Source organism: Providencia sp. PROV024, assembly GCF_032709665.1.
In the GTDB taxonomy this organism is placed as follows: Bacteria; Pseudomonadota; Gammaproteobacteria; order Enterobacterales; family Enterobacteriaceae; genus Providencia; species Providencia huashanensis.
The window spans coordinates 3,917,092-3,934,881 of the sequence record NZ_CP120545.1 but is presented as its reverse complement, the minus strand read 5'-3'; the positions used below and the strand labels follow the sequence as shown (position 1 = coordinate 3,934,881).

Below are 17,790 nucleotides of genomic sequence, written 5' to 3'. Positions count from 1 at the left end.
TTAATACTGTAGAGTCCATGTCATTGCTAAAGTGTAAACTCATTTTTCTTATGATGAGGTCGTTATAATGAGTACTACACGTAGTAAATTGGCTTTAGTTACGGGAGCATCCAGTGGTATTGGTTGTGCTATTGCGAAAAGATTATCTGATGATGGTTTTATTGTTATTATTCATTATTCTGGAAATAAGACTAGCGCTGAAGAGACGGTAAGGTCAATAAAAGCTAGGGGAGGGCATGCCATTACAATTCAAGCTGATGTGGCTAATGAATATGATGTGGCTCGTTTGTTTAGTGAGGCAAAGTACCTAATCGGAAAAATTGATGTTGTCGTTCATAGTGCGGGAATTATGCCATTAGCTAAAATAGCGCCCGCTGGATTGGCTGATTTTGATAAAGTGATTAACACCAATCTTCGAGGGGCTTTTATTGTCCTAGCCAATGCCGCTGAAAATGTTATCGATGGTGGACGAATTATTGCTTTAACGACGAGTGTTATCGCAAAATCATTTCCCACATACGGCCCCTACATTGCTTCTAAGGCTGGTGTCGAAGGGTTAATTCCTGTATTAGCAAATGAGCTAAGAGGTCGAAATATAACCGTTAATGCTGTTGCACCAGGACCGACAGGGACTGCGTTATTCTATCAGGGGAAAAGTGCTGAACAGGTTAACACAATTGCGAAATTAAGCCCATTAGAGCGAATTGGCACACCTGAAGAAATTGCTAATGTTGTTTCTATGTTAGTTAGCGAAGAAGGTGGCTGGATTAACTCACAGGTAATTCGAGTCAACGGTGGGTTTGCTTGAGGATTGAATGTAATAATTCAGGGCTGCCATTGTGCAGCCTTCTTCTATTTAAAGGTAGCTCGTTATGAGTAACACAACCGATGATGAGATGATTAAATCAGTGAGTGTAACCGTTTTCTCACGAGGAGTTATATGCCTTAGAAAGAGTTTGTTGAATTGGGGGAACTTAATATTATGCTGGGCAGTGATAAAAATTTCCCCCGATTTTTTTGCTTGCAGTGTTTAAAGGTGTCTTTAAAAAAGTAAACGGTTTTTATTTATACGTAATATGTTAAGTTAGCTCAATAGCCTCAGAGTAAAGTGTTAACTAATTTAATTATTGTCATTCTATATTTTAAAATATGAAGAGTAAAATAGGCTAAGAGAGATTATGTTTTCAATCAAAAAATAAGGGTGAGTAGTTTAAATTTATTTTTAATCTTGATCATAAGGTGTTTTATTAGCGATAGTGGAGTGGGGAGGTTGTTGTTATATATGCTTTTTCATTTAGCTTATTTGTGTTTAAAAATAATATGATAATAGTCATCCTTACGGATAGTTGTAAAGATGACTAGGTTGATAGAGGATATTTCAAGTTATTATTCAAATTATTCGGCAGTGCTTTGATTAATCGCATGTAAGCTCACCGAACATGTACTATCTTTATTCTGTTGCAGCGTGGAGTCTATGGACAACTGGCTAAAACTACGGGCGATGAAAAATCAGGTCACTGGAGCATCACGAACTTTAGTTAGTTTCGATTATTCAAAAGTGCTGGCAGTGCTCTGGTATGTGACGCTGGGCTAAGTGTGATTCAGATTGCTGATGCTATCGGCATTTGCGGGATGCTGGCTTATGTGTTGTTTGATGACGCACGGGAATTTTATCTACGGGTGGGTTTGAACCTTCGCCGATAGATGCGATGATGTTGATGGTGACGTTGGGGATTTGATTGGAAGTTTTTAATTTTGGAGTATTTTTTTCAGTACCATTTAGAAATGAATGTTATTTTTTTGGAATGTTTACAATTATGGCTAGTTAAATTCTATAGAGGGTAATATGATTGATATCAATACTTTTGAAAATATGGAAAGTACACAATCACATACATTTATTAATTTTTCTCAAGGAGTGCCGTATACGACTTTAGGATGGAATAACTATAAAAAATTTAATAAGAAAATGAATGATATCTTGTTGAAAGTGAAAGGTGAATTTGATGTCGATGTTTACCTTCAGGAGTATGAGGATATTAATATAGCTAAGAATTTTTATTGGATATATAGTTTTTCAGTAAATGAAAAAGATATTTTGATGGATATAAACTCTTTTATTAAAAGTAACATAAATGATGTGATGAACTGTTTTTTTATTAAGGAGGACGATGAGCTATACTCTTTCAATAATCATGATAAAAATTTTAAAAATCACATGCATCCTTTATTGGCACACTATTATTGCTATATGGTTTTTACCTATAACATGTATATAGAACCTACGCATCCACCAAGAGAAAAATCTTATAGTAAAGAGACTTTCGATATTTCTATAGTCAGTACTATAATGAAACTATCTGAATTTAAAAAAATAATTAATGATTATATGAGTATTACCAGTTTTTCTGAGTATTATGAGTATATGTATGCTGATGATGGCTTTTTTTCGAGTAAGTATGAAGGAAATAAAACACTGAGAGAGGAGTGCCTTCCAATAATAAAATATGTCGAATATAAAAACATTCCTAAGAATTTATATATTCAGTTAGGTATTAAAAAAGATAATTTTGACGCGAAAATATTTAACGATAAATTTGCTATTATATTAGAAATAACATCTGCTGTGCCTGCACATGACCATCATTACTTATCAATAAGAAAAAGAGTCACACCTGAAGGATATTTGCCAGTAAAAAATATGCACGATTTGAAAAAGGAATTTGATATGTTTCCTGACAAAATTGTAAGGGCAATAAACTTAAAGCATGAAAAGGAATATGGAGATAAAAGAATACTTATAGTAAATATGCCTATGGAGTATACGTATCAGAATGAGAAGTATATAATAGATGAAATCCTAAAGGAAGTAAAAGAAAGGATAACACGAGGAAAAGGCGGCTTTGTTGAAATTCTACTTAATGATAAGAAAATAATAAGATTATTTTAAATTAAAATTATTTTTTAAATATGGTTTGTGATTATTTTTGTGATATGCAAAGGGTATTCAAAATGATTATGTTATATTCATGGTTTGCAATGTGGTAGCAATTTTTTGATGTTGTTATCCGCGGTTTATACATATAGATAATGAGGTGGTGGCCAAGATTCATCTGTCAATAAAAACTAGTTTAATGCATGGTGTACGAAAAATGGTAATCCCAATAAACAATAAAAAAGTTGAAGTAGAGTTACCATATTGGGACAGATACAAAGATATTTTAGATTAAATTGATCTATGTATCAAATCAGAAAACATAACGATGCCGCGCTTCCAGCAGGATGTTCTGACGGTTAACGATGGCGTTTTCACACTATTGAACAGCAGCTCAATCACGCGTTCCATCTGCGGGGTGGGTACGATATAGAAAACGCACATCTATTGTTGCTGTGTGCGGGTCAACAAATGGTTGGTGATAATATAACTGATAGCTGCTGCAGGACGTTGAGCAACGTATAACTAACCCATCCATAAGCGCCTTTCTTTTCAGAATAAGCCGTGTGAGTTGGTTATCAAGATGATGCTCCAGCATCCAGCCAGTGATTTTTGTTTCATATCGACAGGGGGTACACATTTCTTTATCAAAGTGTCCACATTTATTAAAGCACAATAGTGATTGCTTGGCGGCTAAGGGGAACTAAATACGGAGTATGCATTTTAGCGCCTCTGTGTGAGAACTTAACACCGGGTATAGGCTTTCGCCCTGCAGGAATAGTCGATAATGCTTTGTCAAAATCGATCTCAGGCCAACGAGCATAGCGGAGTTCACTTGGCCGAATAAACACTAATAAATTTAACATCATAGCTAAACGGGTGACAGGCTGCCCTTTATAAGCATCAATATAGATAATCAGTTCAGGTAGGCGGTCAAGGTTAAGAACTGGACGGTGTTGGCGCTGTACTGTTGTCAAAGTCCTTATGGTGATTATAACCAAATACCCGATTGCACGGCATAGCGCATGACAGCAGCGATACGTTGCTGTAAACGCGCAGCTATCTCATAAATCTCTTTACTTTCTGTTGCACGGATAGGGATCAGTAGATCAGGTGTTTTGAGGGGGGTGATATTGCGTAATCCAATATAAGGAAAGACATGCGACTGCAAACTCTTTAACACCTTTTCACTGTGTGATTCAGACCACTTTTTATTACTGGTATGCCATTGCCGTGCGATGATTTCAAAGGAGAGATTAGTTTCTGAGGTTGTTTTTGTCTCGCGTTTTTGCTCACAGGGATCAATGTCGTCAGCAATCAGCTTTCTGGCTTCATCGCGTTTAAGCCTTGCTTCAGATAAAGAGACATCAGGATATAAACCTAATGCTAAGGTTTTCTCTTTACCTAAGTGGCGATAGCGCAATCGCCAGTACTTAGAACCATTAGTATGAACCAATAAATGTAAACCTACACCATCGGTTCATTTATAGGATTCGACCCGAATTTTAGCATCAGTCAGAGCCATAGCAAGCTTCCTGAGAGGTAAAGTGGGTACAAGATTCTATCGAACTAATATGTACCCGCGATTGTACTCGTACTATGGGGGGGATAGAGTCGAATAGAATTCTGTGGAGTTGAAATTTTGGGAGAGTGTCGATTTTAGCAGGCACTACAAACGAAAACAGACGTCTATTGACGTCTGTTAATAATAAGGTGGTGCCCGGACTCGGAATCGAACCAAGGACACGGGGATTTTCAATCCCCTGCTCTACCGACTGAGCTATCCGGGCAACGGGGCGCATTAAACCGTATTAAGCCGTTTACGTCAATGAGTTTTTATAAAAAAAACATATTTTTCGACTGAGTGTTTTCTTTTTCAGCAAAAGATGTGTGTTTAATAAACGGTTGTTGGTTTTTTAACTTAAGGCGCCTTTTTTACGACATAAAGCAATGGCTAAAATGTCTTCGGATAAGTGCTGAGCAATTTCAACATCTTGAATATCTCGCTGAACTAACAAGCGGTTCAAGCAACCCTCTAGTACTAATTCCATTTGGTTGGCAACCAGCTCAGAGTCCTCTATATCAAGCTCATCTAACAAATCTTTGGTAAATTTAAAGGAATTCTCTTTTTGCAGACGGCTAAGTTGGTGAATAGGGTGCTCTGATTCAGGGTAATAATTACAAGCAGAGATGAACAAGCAGCCAGGGAAACGCCCTTCACGGACTTTCTCGGATAACTGCTGGTAACGGGCCATAAGCTTCTGCTGAGGGTTTAATGATTCATCTAGGAGTGTTTGGCGCTGCCACACTTCAATTTGCTGACCATGATAGCGTAGGCAATCATAAACAAGCGCTTCATCGTCGGGCCAAAATTGGCGTATAGTAGAGAAATCAGATTCAATTTCATGCAGTAAATTTTCTGTGGATGCAGATAAACCCTGGATTTCAAGTTGGTTTAAAGCATGACTTAGAATAGTGTCACGTTGGATAGGCATTGTTAACTCCATCACAGTAAAGTCTGATTTTCTCCCATCATAACAATGTTCAATTCTGAATTATAGCTGTTTGTTTTACCCCCAACCAATTGAGAAAAATAGATAATACAGCCTTAAGAATGTGAGTCGCCCACATGTTATGGCTAGGGCTTATGAGGGGGAATGATTTAGTCGATTAGAAGAGAGCAAATAAACTGAAAAAGTGGGCAACAGGAGGGGGAGAACCCCCCTGATATTGACTGATTGTTTTTAATTTATATTAAAACATTAGTTAATCAACTTAGCTTCTAGTGCAGCATCGATATAATAGAACTGAAAAATATTTTTCATAAAATCATCTATATCGTGTTTTCTTAGTTCAAGAGCTTGTAAAATATCCAAAAGACCTTGAATAGTAATGGAATTTTTTCCTCTTTCATAACGAGAAACTTGCTGTTGACTAATATTTAAGCGGGAAGCTAACTGCGCCCCCGTTAAGCCAACCGCTTTTCTGCGGTGCTTTAAATATGTTCCAATATAAATAGTCACATTAGTATTTTCATTTCGTTGAGCGTTTAACATTCCTCCTCCAAATAAATAGATACAAATAGTACACTATTTAATTATCAAAAATATTCTTTGTTATCGTCTATTACGATGATGGTTAATAAAAGGTAATCGTAATAAGTTCCGCGGTCTATTTAACTAGGATTAATTAGTTATTACCAATATTTATGGCGAATTGGTTTTAATGATTCAATAGGTTGTTTCTATATTCAATACACGGTAGGTGAGTGTAGGATATGGGTTTGTTGGTATTTAGTTTTGTAATCTTTGATTAATTTGGAGTTAACCTTCAATTTATTGTTGTTTTTTCTTTGTTTTTGGCATTTAATTTTGTGGCTAAGTTAGCGTAAAAATGTCTTTTTTATTTATCATTTTATGTAAATAGTCATTGTTTGTTACACTTATATTGAGAGTATTAATATAAATGTAACGCCAGTAAAATTATTATAATTAGTTTTTATTTTAACGACTAAAATAAGAGGGTAATGCACTTTAAATATGTATATTGGTATTTTTTTTATACATATTAAATAAAAATAATAGATAATCTATAAGAGACCTATTATTTTTATAGTCACGTATGTAACTTTATTTTGATAAGAGAGAATAACATACTGTTGTGTATAGATATAAAAAACCCGCGCAAATCGCAACGGGTTTTAAGTGTATTTAATTATGATTAGTAAAACTACAGGATCATACCACCAAACAGGAAGCCGAATGAAACGGCTAATGCAACACCAATAGTGCCTGGGATGAAGAATGGGTGGTTAAAGACGAAACGGCCAATGCGTGTTGTCCCTGTGTCATCCATTTGTACCGCAGCAACCAGTGTTGGGTAAGTTGGTAGAATGAATAAACCAGATACCGCAGAGAATGACGCAATAGCGGTTAATGGGCTTACATTCAAGGCTAATGCCATTGGCATCAGTGCTTTTGCTGTTGCAGCTTGTGAATAAAGTAGTGCAGAGCAGAAGAAGAAAATTACCGCTAACATCCATGAATGTTCGTGGATTAAGTCACCTGCAGTTGCTTTGATCCAGTCAATGTTGTGCTGTACGAAAGTATCACCTAACCACGCCACACCTAAGATACAAATACATGCACTCATACCTGCTTTAAAGGTACTTGAATTCAAGATTGCATCGGTGTTTACACGGCATAGTACAGTAATTAATGTTGCCACTGTTAGCATGATAATTAAAATTGCGTTAGTGGTGTTCATTAATGGTGTTTCAACAATACCAAGGCTAGGGCTATTGATGATGGCATAACAAACAACGCCGATAACACCAAACAAGAATAACAAGACGGAAGATTTAGCACCCGCTTTGATTTCTTTTACTTGGCTTCCACGTAATTCGACTAATCCTTCTGCTAAACGTTTTTGATAAATAGGGTCATCAGACAACTTGGAATTAAATGTCCAAGAAATGATGAATGACATTAGAATGATAGCGAGGAAGGTGGCCGGTAATAAAATACTCAGCAGCGTGATGTAACTTACAGTATTTCCTGCGCCAACCATTGCTGGGTTTTCCATGACTGATGCCATGTAAACCACTGCGGCTGAAATTGGTGATGCAGTGATACCAATCTGTGCCGCAACAACCGCGGTTGAAAGTGGACGACAGGGTTTAACACCTTGCTCTTTTGCGACTTCTGCAATAACAGGTAATGTCGCTAAAGAAATATTACCAGTTCCTGCAAAAAGGGTCAGAAAATAGGTGACGATTGGGGCAAGTATGGTGATGTATTTTGGGTTGCGGCGCAGTAATTTTTCTGTTTGGGCAACTAAGTAATCTAAACCCCCTGCAATTTGCATTGCTGAGATAGCGGCGATAACAGCCATGATGATTGAGATAACGTCAAATGGAATCGTACCCGGTTTCACGCCAATTGCAGCGAGTACCAGTACCCCAAGGCCACCGGCAAAGCCGATACCTATCCCACCTAAACGGGCCCCCAAAAAGATGGCCAGCAGAACAATAATAAATTCTACGGCTAACATAGTGTTTACTCCTCGACAAAATGAAAATTAAAATTATGAAACTGTTATGTTAATTTTTTGTGTGTGTATGAATCAAAAAAGGCACGCTTTCTGGTGAGAGGCGTGCCTTTATTTTTAAGTATTATTTATGATAAACATAAATTTTTAGTCATCAAAACGTTTTGCTTTATAAGCAGGGTGTTTTAAGTTCTCAACAGAGAAAATATCATCCAGCTCAGCTTCTGTTAGTAAACCACGTTCAAGAACAACTTCACGTACGCTCTTACCTGTTTCTGCGCAAATCTTACCGACGATATCACCATTATGGTGACCAATGAATGGGTTCAGGTAAGTGACGATACCGATGGAGTTAAATACAAACGCTTCACAGATCTCTTTGTTCACTGTAATGCCGCTAATGCATTTTTCTTGCAGATTACGACAGGCGTTGTTCATCAGGGAAATCGATTCGAACATAGCTTGACCGATTGCAGGTTCCATTACGTTTAATTGTAATTGACCTGCTTCTGCAGCCATAGTCACGCAAATATCATTACCGATGACTTTGAAACAAGCTTGGTTAACAACTTCAGGGATAACAGGGTTAACTTTTGCTGGCATGATAGAAGAACCAGCTTGTAACTCAGGTAAGTTGATTTCTTTAAGACCTGCACGAGGCCCAGAAGACAGTAGACGTAAGTCGTTACAAATCTTAGACAGTTTCATCGCCAGACGTTTTAGGCCTGCATGTACAGTGATATAAGCACCACAGTCTGAAGTTGCTTCGATTAAGTCTTCTGCTGGTACACAAGCTAAGCCTGTGACCTCTGCTAATTTTTTAACAGCTATTTCTGAATAGCCCGGTGCGGTATTCAGACCAGTACCGATAGCAGTTGCACCTAAGTTAACTTCGAGCAGTAATTCGATGCTACGTTTTAGATTTTTCTCTTCTTCTTTTAAAAGAGTCGCGAAAGCATGGAACTCTTGACCAACGGTCATTGGAACAGCATCCTGCAATTGGGTACGGCCCATTTTCAGAATGTCTTTATATTCTTCAGCTTTAGCTTCAAAGCCTTTTTTCAGGTATTCAACAGAATCAATTAATTTCAGTACAGAGTTATATACTGCGATACGGAACCCTGTAGGGTAAGCATCGTTAGTTGACTGGCTTTTATTAAGGTGATCATTCGGGTTTAAATAATCATATTCCCCTTTTTTATGGCCCATCAGCTCTAAACCGATATTTGCCAGAACTTCGTTGGTATTCATATTGAGTGATGTGCCCGCACCACCTTGGAATACGTCAACAGGGAACTGATCCATACATTTGCCTTCATTTAATACAACATCACAGGCTTTAATGATAGTATCCGCGATATTACGTGGGATAGTTTTCAGTTCTTTATTGGCTAAAGCTGCCGCTTTTTTGACCATAACCATGCCTCGAATAAATTCTGGGACATCGTTAATAGTGCGGTCGCTGATATAAAAGTTTTCAATCGCACGCAGAGTATGAACACCATAATAGGCATCAGCTGGAACTTCTTTTTTACCTAACAGGTCTTCTTCGATACGAGTATTGTTTGACATGAGAACCTTCTTAATTAGATTACAGTTTACTGTCCGTTTATGCGCTTGCAAAAAAAGTAATATATCGTAAAGCAAAATTCACAGGTGATTAATATTGTGAAATAAAACTTCACAAGCGATTAACACCAACTACTACGTTGTCAGCATTATGATCTACTGATTTATGGGTAGATGATAAGCTTTTAATCATGTACTGCCTTGAACCTAGATCACTATATAGTTTGATTTATGCAACAGATTTTACGTTGTGTGACATTCATCACAGATAAGTATCATTAATGAGAAAAATCTGTGAGTTGAAAAGCGTTATATCTGCCCCAATTATTATGGCTATACTAAAGAAAAAAGCGAATATTGATAGTTGTCTCTTAGATACAGTTCACAAAGGTTTTCCAAGGGGCGTAAAATAGTTGATAGCTTATTGAAATAAAGGAGAACTTGTGCGCTGGTTACCACTCATTCTGATAGGTATTCTCGTTTACATTGAATCTGTCATTTTTGTGCGAGTTGCGTCCGAAGTTGGCGTATTAATGACTTTGATTTTAGTTGTTCTAACTTCTTGTCTAGGTGTTTCACTCGTCAAGAACCAAGGCATGAAAAATGTACTGCAAATCCAACAAAAATTAGTGTCAGGTGAAAGTCCCGCAGCAGAAATGATCAAAAGTGTTGCGTTGGTTTTAGCTGGCTTTTTACTTATCGTTCCAGGCTTTTTTACTGACTTCATTGGTTTATTGTTGTTACTTCCGCCAATTCAAAAACTCATTGTAATGCGTTTAATTCCTCACATCCGTTTTTATCAACCGGGGAATGGTTTTGGCCAAACGGGGGGCGGGAAATACCAAAATGGAGACACTTTTGAGGGGGAATTCCAACGTAAACAAGATGACCCTTCTTTTACAATTGATAACTCAGATAAAACGGACTCATCTGATAAAGACGACCGCCCCAAGTCGTAAATCCATTCTTTTTGTAGGGAGATAAAAATGAAAAATTTTTTATCTCCCCCCTTGAAGTCCCTCTGTTTCGCCCCAATCTGCTCAAACATGGTACTAGTTTATTTGAGACATACTGGTATCGTCCTTTTACCTAGTGTGGACTTTATTTATAGGAGAACTATTAATGAAAATTCGTCCATTGCATGACCGTGTTATCGTTAAACGTAAAGAAGTTGAATCAAAATCTGCTGGCGGGATCGTTCTGACTGGTACTGCTGCAGCTAAATCAACTCGTGGTGAAGTACTTGCTGTAGGCAACGGTCGCATCCTAGAAAATGGTGAAATCAAAGCACTGGATGTGAAAGTTGGTGATATCGTGATTTTTAACGACGGTTATGGTGTGAAAGCTGAAAAAATCGACAATGAAGAAGTCCTGATCATGTCTGAAAGTGACATTCTGGCAATTGTTGAAGCGTAATTTTCACTTAAAACTTCTCAACTAACGAAAAGAATTTGAAGGAAAGAGATAATGGCAGCTAAAGACGTTAAATTTGGTAGTGATGCACGTACGAAAATGCTTCGTGGTGTGAATGTTCTGGCAGATGCAGTAAAAGTAACTTTAGGTCCTAAAGGCCGTAATGTAGTTTTAGATAAATCTTTCGGCTCACCAGTTATCACCAAAGATGGTGTTTCTGTAGCACGTGAAATCGAATTAGAAGATAAATTCGAAAACATGGGTGCACAGATGGTGAAAGAAGTTGCCTCTAAAGCTAACGATGCTGCGGGTGACGGTACAACTACAGCAACAGTTTTGGCTCAAGCTATCATCACTGAAGGTTTAAAAGCCGTTGCAGCGGGTATGAACCCAATGGATCTTAAACGTGGTATCGATAAAGCCGTTATTGCTGCAGTTGAAGAGCTGAAAACACTTTCTGTTCCATGTTCAGACTCTAAATCAATCGCACAGGTTGGTACTATTTCTGCAAACTCCGACGAAACCGTGGGTAAACTGATCGCAGAAGCAATGGATAAAGTCGGTAAAGAAGGCGTTATCACTGTTGAAGAAGGTACAGGCCTAGAAGATGAATTGGATGTGGTTGAAGGTATGCAGTTTGACCGCGGTTACCTGTCCCCTTATTTCATCAACAAACCAGAAACAGGTGCTGTTGAGTTAGAAAACCCATTTATTTTATTAGTTGATAAAAAAGTTTCTAACATCCGTGAATTACTGCCGGTATTAGAAGGCGTAGCTAAAGCTAGCAAACCACTGTTAATTATTGCAGAAGATGTTGAAGGCGAAGCGCTGGCAACACTAGTTGTCAATACGATGCGTGGTATTGTTAAAGTTGCGGCTGTTAAAGCTCCTGGCTTTGGTGATCGTCGTAAAGCAATGCTACAGGATATCGCTGTTCTGACTAACGGTACTGTTATCTCTGAAGAGATCGGTATGGAGCTAGAAAAAGCAACGTTAGAAGACTTAGGTCAAGCAAAACGCATTGTTATCAACAAAGATACTACAACCATTATTGATGGTGTTGGTGATGAAGCGACGATTTCAGGCCGTGTTGCTCAAATTCGTCAGCAAATCGAAGAGTCTTCTTCTGATTATGACCGTGAAAAATTACAAGAGCGTGTTGCTAAATTAGCAGGCGGTGTTGCTGTTATTAAAGTTGGTGCAGCAACTGAAGTTGAAATGAAAGAAAAACGTGCTCGCGTTGACGATGCTCTGCATGCAACTCGCGCAGCTGTTGAAGAAGGTGTTGTAGCTGGTGGTGGTACTGCACTGGTTCGTGTTGCTGCTAAACTGGAAGGTTTAAAAGGCGACAACGAAGATCAAACCGTGGGTATCCGTGTTGCTCTGCGCGCAATGGAATCACCTATGCGCCAAATCGTGACTAACGCAGGCGAAGAAGCCTCTGTTGTTGTGAATAAAGTTAAATCAGGCCAAGGCAACGAAGGTTATAACGCAGCGACTGATGCATACGGCGATATGATCGATATGGGTATCTTAGACCCAACTAAAGTAACGCGTTCTGCTCTGCAATTTGCAGCATCTATCGCAGGTTTAATGATCACGACAGAAGCGATGATCACTGAACTGCCAAAATCAGATGCACCTGACTTAGGTGCTGCTGGTATGGGCGGCATGGGTGGAATGGGCGGCATGATGTAAAAGACATCAAGCTTAGGTAACAGCTAACTTAGTTGGTTGTTACTAGCCGATATAAGACCGGCACCGTTAGTTTAACTAGCGGTGCCGGTTTTTTTATTGCCAATGAATTAGTCACATTATACAAAAATGCTTATAAGAGTACATTTAATGATAATCAATATCATTTGAAGTGTTGAATGTAGGTTTTTATACTTGGATTTCTGTATGTAATTACAGCGATAAAGTAGACTACAAGGATATCATCATGAAGGACAGAGTCGATATTAAAGAGGTATTAGACAGAAATATTTGCCCAGTTTGCGGCAAGCAGGATTGCCCTTATTTAACTGAGAATAAAAAAGCCAAGGCAATGATGGATGCATACCGTAATGGTGACATGGACACTGCCAATAAAATTTATGTTAAAAATTATGCGCAATATGCAGGAATGAATAATGAACAGTATAGAGATGCTGTCAAGTTGCATGATGCAGTGACTCAGAGTTTGACTCGAGGAAATAACAGTAATTCACCACTAAATATTTCACCTGTTTTTAATTCTGCAATTACAGCAGCAATGTCTACATTAAAGCCTTCGAATTCATTAATCGGTAATATAGCACCTGTTTCCTCATTCAACTTAAGTGCAATAGCAGGTTCGAAATCTGAATCATTGGGAACGATTATTGGGCGTTCTTTAGGGATCGGGGTTGGGCTATTAACTCATTCCCCTCCTGCTGGATCGCCAGGATTAGATACACTACATGGGTTTTCTAAACATGATTTTAATCATCTAACGAGCAATACCGATTCATCATTCACTTCAATAGGTAAAACGCTTGGGCTCCCCAGTGAACATAAGCTGCGTGATATTGCTAAAAGTAAAGGAACAGTTGATACTTTCGCAGTAACAGCTGAACGAGTCAATAATGGTGTTAAAACGCTGGAGTTATCACCAATAAGTACACCGATTAAAGCAATGGTCGTAGAAGCTAGGCCTACAAATCAGAAAGGTGTATTTAGTTATTCTGTTCCTAATGAATCAAAAGAGAGGCAAATTCAAATTGGTAAGCCTAATGTGCTTGCTGGTAATCCGGTTTCTCCACCTAAAAGGCTTAAAGAACTACCTGATAATGTTAATGATATTAGTCGATTTAATAATATACCATTAGACCCACCTTCATTTTCTAAGTTCGATAAAAGCCAAAGCCCATTAGTCATTGTATTCCCTTGGGAGATTGGTGTTAAACCTATTTATGTTTCTTCGAGTAAGAGAAAAGAAGGCAAGGCTAAGGATGAACCGGAAAAAAACGTAAAGGCGTAAAAGAAAAGGGGCATGATTACCATCCAGCACCTAACACTGAAGAGATTAAGGGGTTGTTAAAATCAGGTAAGGATAAAACACCTAAGCAAGGCGGGTCTGGAACACGAAGACGTTGGATTGGAGATAAAGGGCGAAAAATCTATGAATGGGACTATCAACATGGTGAAATAGAAGGTTACCGGAGCAGTGATGGTCAGCATCTTGGGGCTTTTGACCCGAAAGCAGGTAAACAGATAAAACCTGCTGATCCAAAACGTAATATTAAAAAATACCTGTAAGGAAAGATCATGGGATTAAGAGTGTATATGAAGTGGTTTGATAAAAAAACGGAAGATTTTATTGGTGATGAATATTCAGTAGACTTGGGGGATGATGATACTGTTATCGAACAAACTATTAATCCACGAGAAGAAAATATTATTAATGCAGGTAGTTTTGATGTGGTCTCCGCTTGGGTTTCTAATTTACAAAAATATCTAAACCATAAAATTGAGCTAGATAAATACGATTATCAAGTGTCATTTGATTATCGGGACAACTGGTAGTTTTTCATAATAGATTCCAAGAGTTTGGTTTGGAAGATTGAATCATAGATTTATCAATACTCAGTGAGTTCAGATTATTGTTAAACATATTATGCTTAGCAATAATCGGTAGAGGTTGTAGAAGCGACTAGAACATTGAGACTGCTCTAAGAGACTGTAATTTAAATTGTGCATTTGTATTACCTTTAACACAGTCTTACACGTAAAGCTAACAGATCTTAACTGTCGAATGAATTGTAGTAGCCAAATTTTATTGATCACTACAATTGGCTCATTTTTTAGCTGAGTATGCTGGGAAAAATGTTTTTGTACTTTACCCATCTAGTGATAGACATGCGAATTTAAAATATAAATTTGGTAATAGGAAATTTTGGTAGGAAGGCTACTATGTAAGTACGGTAGGGCTAAACGAAGCGACAATTCAGAAGTATATCAGAGAGCAAGAAAAGCCAGATTTAATCACAGATAAACTCAGTACGAAAGAGCATATAGACCTCTTCAAGGGGGAGGTCAAAGTAGCAAAGATACCAAGCTTGAACGAAGAGAAAGCAGCGTCATTAAGACTCAGTCGGTAATAAGCCCTTATAGGGATGGAGCAAACCCTCCTATGCGGGTGGTTATGATTGCCAATGAATTATTACCATAGAATTAATTCGAACTTATTTTTGCGTAAAGGTCCATCAAAAGGTTATATTTAGCGTAAGGCAAAATGGTTTGAAGAAATAAACAACAGGGCGGTTGTCTTGATTGTTTTGTGATAGACTCTATTTGGCTGGTGAACTGTGGTATTTACACGGTAATTTTGACGCAGTATGTTAATCACCTCCTAGATATTTCATGATATATTGCTATCAATATGGTATTGGGACTAAAACGATTTTCAAACCAGTTGCAAAAAAAACACAATGAAAAATGAGGGAAAACATGCGAATTAAAGTCTTGATTGGTGCTGCTGCATTACTGCTTTTAGCGGGTTGTTCTACAACAACTAATTTGACTGCGGCAGGCTCACAAGTTCGTTTTGTTGAGAATCAACCAGGAAGTGATTGCCAGCTTCTGGGGCAGGTTGCAGGGACACAAAGCAACTGGTTGAGCGGTGTGAATAATGAATCCAGCTCAATGCGCAGTGCAGCGAATGACTTGCGAAATAAAGCTGCTGCAATGGGTGGTAATGTTATTTTTGGCGCAACAAGTCCAAGTGAAACAGTATTATCTAGCTTTATTCCGCTAGATAGCAAAATGGTTGGCCAAGTATATAAATGTCCCTAATATGATTTCATAGCGCCCAAATTACAGTAATTTGGGCGTTTTGCTTTTTAAATCTGCCTTAAATTTAGGTCAAGCAATGTTTTGCTTGGCTCTCCGCCAATTTCCCGTGCCAATTTTGGTACGAGGTATCCGGATACCTGACTTAATAACTGCTGTATTAATTGTCGAGCTTCTAAATCACTGACTAAAAAGTGTGCTGCTCCTTGGACTTTATCCAATACATGTAAGTAATAAGGTAAAATCCCTGCGTCAAATAAGGCATTACTTAAATTAGCTAATGCGCTTACATTGTCATTAACTTGGCGTAATAATACGCTTTGATTCAGTAAGGTAACACCTGATGACTTCAGTTTAAACATGGCGGCAGTTAATGGTTTATCAATTTCATTTGCATGGTTAATATGTGTAACCATAATCACTTGAAGCCGCGAAAGCGCAAGTCTGTTGCATAGTGTGTCGGTAATACGTTCTGGAATAACAACGGGTAAACGAGTATGAATTCTAAGGCGTTTTATATGTGGGATTGCCTCTAGTTGGCTAATTAACCAGTCGAGTTCATGGTCTTTTGCCATTAGTGGGTCACCACCTGAGAAGATGATTTCATTGAGTTCGGTGTGGTTTTTTATATAATCCACAGCCATCAACCAGTTATTTTTATTTCCTTTGTTATCTTCATAAGGAAAATGCCGGCGAAAACAGTAGCGACAGTTGACTGCGCAACCACCTTTTACCAGCAGTAATGCGCGGTTGTGGTATTTATGCAGCAAACTGGGAATTGCGTTATCTTGCTCTTCTAGCGGGTCTGTAGAAAAACCTGGATGTATATCAAACTCTGCTTTTGCCGTTAATACTTGCAATAACAGAGGGTCTAGTGGATCGCCTTTTTTCATCCGCGAGATAAACGGCATTGGCACACGCAAAGGAAATAATTTACGCGCTTCATTGCCTTCTTTCGAAAAAAGGTGGTTTTCTAAGTTAAGCATTTGCAGCAATTCATCTGGATTAGTGATTGCTTCAGCAAGTTGTTGTATCCAGACTTCTCTGGATGAGGTATTTTGAGTTACAATATCGACCATTTTTTGGCTATGCCATTTTTAGTTTATAAATTAGAGGATCACCATGGCTACTTATAGTACCAATGAATTCCGCTCAGGTCTTAAAATCATGTTAGATGGCGAGCCTTGTGTCGTTTTAGAAAGTGAATTCGTAAAACCAGGTAAAGGTCAAGCATTTGCACGTGTGCGTATCCGTAAACTGATTTCTAACAAGCTGTTGGAAAAAACATTTAAGTCTACTGACTCCGTTGAAGGTGCTGATGTCATGGATATGAACTTAACTTACCTATATACCGATGGTGAGTTCTGGCATTTCATGAACAACGAAACTTTCGAACAATTAGCAGCAGACGAAAAAACCGTTGGCGATAACGCCAAATGGTTAGTTGACCAAGCAGAGTGTATTTTAACTTTGTGGGACGGTCGTCCTATCGCGGTAACTCCACCTAACTTTGTTGAGTTAGAAATTACCGATACTGACCCAGGCTTGAAAGGTGATACTGCTGGTACAGGTGGTAAACCAGCGACACTGAGCACTGGCGCAGTTGTTAAGGTTCCGCTGTTTGTTCAGATCGGTGAAGTTATCCGTGTCGATACTCGCTCAGGCGAATACGTTTCACGCGTAAAATAATAGCGTATCCTATACGGAATCGCTAAAAATAAAAAGCCGTGGTCGATGTGAACTGACCTCGGCTTTTTTGTCTATTTTAAGTCGCTAACAGCACTTAAACCCACCTTTACCACCATAGCGTGCGTCTTGACGTTCTTTGAAAAACTCTTCATAGGTCATTGGCGTTTGATCAGGATGCGTTTTTTGCATGTGAGCAACATAGTTGTCATAGTCAGGGACGCCAACCATCATTTTTGCCGCTTGGCCGAGGTAGCGGGCTGCTTTTCCCAGTTCTCCAAACATAAATCCTCGTCATATTTTGTGTTGTAGCTTCAATTATTTTG

14 protein-coding genes, 1 tRNA gene and 6 pseudogenes are annotated in these 17,790 nt (G+C 38.3%); 12 read left to right on the top strand and 9 right to left on the bottom strand.

The annotated features are described in order from the left end of the window. Window positions 1-67: 67 nt before the first annotated feature. The 3 genes and pseudogenes from P3L56_RS18165 to P3L56_RS18155 all read left to right on the top strand — a co-directional run bounded on the left by P3L56_RS18165 (window position 68) and on the right by P3L56_RS18155 (window position 2,950). Window positions 68-808 (top strand): SDR family oxidoreductase, encoded by a 741-nt coding sequence (locus P3L56_RS18165; RefSeq protein WP_166684963.1) that lies wholly within the window; start codon window positions 68-70, stop codon window positions 806-808. 609 nt (window positions 809-1,417) lie between these two features. After that, a pseudogene (locus P3L56_RS18160) lies at window positions 1,418-1,739 on the top strand (hypothetical protein). Between the two features lie 107 nt (window positions 1,740-1,846). Then, window positions 1,847-2,950, top strand: a complete 1,104-nt coding sequence (locus P3L56_RS18155) for a hypothetical protein (RefSeq protein ID WP_198860932.1) — start codon at window positions 1,847-1,849, stop codon at window positions 2,948-2,950. 298 nt (window positions 2,951-3,248) lie between these two features. Here P3L56_RS18155 and P3L56_RS22645 read toward each other — a convergent pair. The 7 genes and pseudogenes from P3L56_RS22645 to aspA all read right to left on the bottom strand — a co-directional run. Further along, window positions 3,249-3,566: pseudogene (locus tag P3L56_RS22645) on the bottom strand (molybdopterin-guanine dinucleotide biosynthesis protein MobC); the annotation flags it as partial. Window positions 3,567-3,606: 40 nt separating this feature from the next. Next, window positions 3,607-4,460, bottom strand: a pseudogene (locus tag P3L56_RS18150) (tyrosine-type recombinase/integrase); the annotation flags it as partial. A 189-nt stretch (window positions 4,461-4,649) separates the two neighbouring features. After that, a tRNA-Phe gene (locus P3L56_RS18145) sits at window positions 4,650-4,725 on the bottom strand. Between the two features lie 126 nt (window positions 4,726-4,851). Further along, window positions 4,852-5,424 carry a division control transcriptional repressor DicD gene (dicD, locus tag P3L56_RS18140; protein ID WP_409076827.1) on the bottom strand — a complete coding sequence of 191 codons (573 nt, stop codon included), beginning with the start codon at window positions 5,422-5,424 and terminating at the stop codon, window positions 4,852-4,854. A 273-nt stretch (window positions 5,425-5,697) separates the two neighbouring features. After that, window positions 5,698-5,991, bottom strand: coding sequence for a helix-turn-helix domain-containing protein (locus P3L56_RS18135; RefSeq protein ID WP_042846388.1), 294 nt, complete (start codon window positions 5,989-5,991; stop codon window positions 5,698-5,700). Window positions 5,992-6,664: 673 nt separating this feature from the next. After that, window positions 6,665-7,987 carry an anaerobic C4-dicarboxylate transporter gene (locus P3L56_RS18130; RefSeq protein WP_048606083.1) on the bottom strand — a complete coding sequence of 441 codons (1,323 nt, stop codon included), beginning with the start codon at window positions 7,985-7,987 and terminating at the stop codon, window positions 6,665-6,667. Between the two features lie 144 nt (window positions 7,988-8,131). Further along, window positions 8,132-9,556, bottom strand: a complete 1,425-nt coding sequence (aspA, locus tag P3L56_RS18125) for an aspartate ammonia-lyase (protein ID WP_042846386.1) — start codon at window positions 9,554-9,556, stop codon at window positions 8,132-8,134. Between the two features lie 440 nt (window positions 9,557-9,996). On the opposite strand from aspA, the gene P3L56_RS18120 reads away from it, so the two are divergent. From P3L56_RS18120 to P3L56_RS18085, 8 genes and pseudogenes are all read left to right on the top strand, one after another. Then, window positions 9,997-10,512 carry an FxsA family protein gene (locus tag P3L56_RS18120; RefSeq protein WP_048606085.1) on the top strand — a complete coding sequence of 172 codons (516 nt, stop codon included), beginning with the start codon at window positions 9,997-9,999 and terminating at the stop codon, window positions 10,510-10,512. A gap of 163 nt (window positions 10,513-10,675) precedes the next feature. Further along, the gene (locus tag P3L56_RS18115; protein WP_042846384.1) at window positions 10,676-10,969 is read left to right on the top strand and encodes a co-chaperone GroES; all 294 of its coding nucleotides are present in this window, start codon (window positions 10,676-10,678) and stop codon (window positions 10,967-10,969) included. A gap of 51 nt (window positions 10,970-11,020) precedes the next feature. Then, window positions 11,021-12,664 carry a chaperonin GroEL gene (gene groL, locus P3L56_RS18110; protein ID WP_042846383.1) on the top strand — a complete coding sequence of 548 codons (1,644 nt, stop codon included), beginning with the start codon at window positions 11,021-11,023 and terminating at the stop codon, window positions 12,662-12,664. 244 nt (window positions 12,665-12,908) lie between these two features. Continuing rightward, a pseudogene (locus P3L56_RS18105) lies at window positions 12,909-13,859 on the top strand (hypothetical protein); the annotation flags it as partial. An 89-nt stretch (window positions 13,860-13,948) separates the two neighbouring features. Continuing rightward, window positions 13,949-14,245 (top strand): annotated as a pseudogene (locus P3L56_RS18100) (colicin E3/pyocin S6 family cytotoxin); the annotation flags it as partial. Window positions 14,246-14,254: 9 nt separating this feature from the next. Further along, window positions 14,255-14,512, top strand: coding sequence for a colicin E3-like toxin immunity protein (locus tag P3L56_RS18095; protein WP_166696485.1), 258 nt, complete (start codon window positions 14,255-14,257; stop codon window positions 14,510-14,512). A 326-nt stretch (window positions 14,513-14,838) separates the two neighbouring features. Beyond that, window positions 14,839-15,018 (top strand): annotated as a pseudogene (locus P3L56_RS18090) (transposase); the annotation flags it as partial. Between the two features lie 418 nt (window positions 15,019-15,436). Further along, window positions 15,437-15,781 carry a DUF4156 domain-containing protein gene (locus tag P3L56_RS18085; protein ID WP_042846381.1) on the top strand — a complete coding sequence of 115 codons (345 nt, stop codon included), beginning with the start codon at window positions 15,437-15,439 and terminating at the stop codon, window positions 15,779-15,781. Window positions 15,782-15,828: 47 nt separating this feature from the next. Here the strand turns inward: P3L56_RS18085 and epmB are convergent, their stop codons facing one another. After that, a complete protein-coding gene (epmB, locus tag P3L56_RS18080) occupies window positions 15,829-16,857 on the bottom strand; it encodes an EF-P beta-lysylation protein EpmB (protein ID WP_166684954.1) in 1,029 nt (342 codons plus the stop codon). A gap of 43 nt (window positions 16,858-16,900) precedes the next feature. Between epmB and efp the strand changes: the two genes are divergently transcribed. Continuing rightward, window positions 16,901-17,467, top strand: a complete 567-nt coding sequence (gene efp / locus P3L56_RS18075) for an elongation factor P (protein ID WP_042846375.1) — start codon at window positions 16,901-16,903, stop codon at window positions 17,465-17,467. 84 nt (window positions 17,468-17,551) lie between these two features. On the opposite strand, the gene P3L56_RS18070 is transcribed toward efp, so the two are convergent. Next, on the bottom strand, window positions 17,552-17,749 hold the full coding sequence (locus tag P3L56_RS18070; protein WP_004258665.1) for a YbdD/YjiX family protein: 198 nt from the start codon (window positions 17,747-17,749) through the stop codon (window positions 17,552-17,554). Between the last annotated feature and the right edge of the window lie 41 nt (window positions 17,750-17,790).